The organism is Ancylomarina sp., from assembly GCF_041555295.1.
Lineage (GTDB): Bacteria > Bacteroidota > Bacteroidia > Bacteroidales > Marinifilaceae > Ancylomarina.
Map to the genome: position 1 here is coordinate 1 of NZ_JBFFKR010000385.1, position 2627 is coordinate 2627.

Genomic DNA, 2627 nt, shown 5'->3' on the forward strand with positions numbered 1-2627 from the left:
GACGGTATATGTTGGTTTTTGCCAGTAAAGTTTTGTATCGACCAACCAGAATGGGCGATATGATCGTTCTTCGAATTGACTTAAATCTTTTTTATTATACCAGGTATAAGTCCCATTTCGATCCTGCCAGGCAACTTGCCAAGATGCACCCAATGATTTATATATCTTATGGTTTAGAGACATATTCAATTTATGTTTCAACTGATCTAGTGCATAACGAGAAATAAATTCACTAGACGATTTATCCATTTCCAAATGAGCATATTTGATAGAAATATTTTTAATAAAGAAATCTTCAGTAATGAGACGTCGCATATTGATATTCGAAGAAAATTCGATTCCCCAAGTATCAAGCTTCGTAATATTTTGGGCTTGCCATTTATCTTCCGAAGCTGCTTTAACCCAATCAATCATATTTCGACCTTCTCTTCTAAATATTCCAGCATGCGCTTTTAGCCATGCTTTATTAAATTTCAGTCCGGTTTCATAAGTGGTTGCTTCTTCAGGATCCAAGTCAGTGTTTCCAATATTGGTTGGTCCCACATAATATAAGTCTGTGAAGGTTGGCATTCGCAATGACTTATTCACAGAAGCATATAATTTGCTATTCAATGAAATTTGATAACTGATATCTACACCTGGATAGAAGCTGAAACTTCTATCTAAATCCGAATTCCAGTTAGCCATTACACCTGCCGTGAATGTGAATCGATCAAGAAAAACATTGTGTTCTAAAAAATAACTCATATTAGTACGAGTATAGTTTTTAGTAAAAAAAGCACCCGATTCGCCTGGCACCTTCATCGGTTCTTCCATCAACTCACCTAAAACATTACTCCATACATTCTCAGATCGAAACTCAACACCTGCAGCTGTTTTCCCTAAGCTCGACGAGAAAGCAAAATTCATGCTTGTCCCATAAACATCAGTCAAGTGATAGTTGTGATTCGTATACCATGAGGCTGGATTGTTTCGGAATAACTCAAACCTATCCTGACTACGTCTCCAATAAATATTAGGCGTCATTTTTACTTTGCCATTTGTCCTTAATCGCAAACTGGCAAAAGAGGTTTTATTTTCTTCAAATTGATTTGGGAAAGATGCCGTGTAGAAAGAGTTGGCACCATAGGCTTTTTCGTTGTATCCCAACTGTAGATCTAGTAATCCTAACTCTGTTGAGAGTTGACCTTGATAAAAAGCATTGGAATTTTTGAAATCTGTATTCTCGATATAGCCATCACTTAACTTGTGTGCAAGAGCAACATATGATTTCAACTTCCCGGTGATAAGGGTGGTATTAGCTGAACCTGAATAAAAACCATTTTCACCAGCTGAGATATTTACCTTTAGTTTGTTTTTATCACCAGTACCTGTAATAAAATTAATGGCTCCACTAAAAGCATTGGGTCCATAAACACGAGCTCCAGGTCCTTGCAAAACCTCAACTCGCTCTATACTTTCAATATCCACAGGAAGATTTAAACTCAAATGACCCGTCTGTGGATCAGTAATATTAACGCCATTGAGTAAAATCATGGTTTGATCAAAACTCCCCCCTCTAACACTCACATCGGCCTGAACCCCGTGATTACCTCTTTGGCGTACATCTACATTTAAAACATACTCCAATAAATCTTGCAAACTCTGAACAGGAGCAGACTCGATAGCATCCTTATCCATTATCATGACGACCCTAGCCATCTGCGAATAAGTCACGGAGGCTCGTTGAGCACTGACGACGACTTCATCGAGCCTTTTGTTGTTATTCACTAGCACAGTATCAGCCTGAGCAGAAGATTCTTTTGGCATTGCCACTAAAAAGTAAGTCACAAGTAAAGAAGAAATAACACATTCTTTACTAATACTCTTAAAAATGGAATATGATTGTCTTGTCCACTTCCTGAAATAGGACAATTCTTTATTTATAATTAATTTTTTCATCGATTTCTTTTCTTAATATTTTAAACCTATTGATTATTAATACCAACTCTTATCAAGTCTCAATAAGAATCAGCAAACCGAACAAATATAGATAATATCTGTTAAAATTAACACGCATTCAAATTCGTAATTTGAGGTATTTAGTTAAAACAGATATCTCAAATCAAATAGGTAACAGATAATCAAATCCTTATAAAATGGGTAAATCAAGCCAACGATTCAATCGAATATATGGTGAGTAAACTCCTGAGAACATTCCATGGAATTCCTTTGAAATGCCTCTTGCAATTCAAGATCTCATTAAAAGCAAGTCTATCAAAGCCGCAAAGCAATTGATATTGGTTGTGGACTGGGAAATTACAGTCGAGAATGGGATTTGAGATGACGGCTTATTGCATCACGTTTATCCAGAGCATGGAGAGATGTATGTTAGAAATTTAGCCAAACTACTTAATGAAAATGCCTATTACCTTTCCATAGCTTTTAACGAAGAAGATGATTATTTTGAAGGCAAAGGGAAATACCGTTAAACACCAACAGGACCAGTGCTTTATTTCTCAAATTAAAGATGAAATGCAGAAACCGTTCTCTTCCTTATTCCATATTCTGGATCTGAAAGATATTACCATCCCAGTAAAGAATGGTAATTACAGAGCTTATTATGCATTTATGCAAAAAAAATAAAA

Annotated in this window: 1 protein-coding gene; it reads right to left on the reverse strand. The window is 35.9% G+C overall.

Annotation, left to right across the window (positions count from 1 at the left end; genetic code table 11):
• A partial coding sequence (locus ABY905_RS16260) for a TonB-dependent receptor plug domain-containing protein (RefSeq protein ID WP_372645769.1) occupies positions 1 to 1941 on the reverse strand: 1941 nt, incomplete at its 3' end.
• Positions 1942 to 2627: the final 686 nt, after the last annotated feature.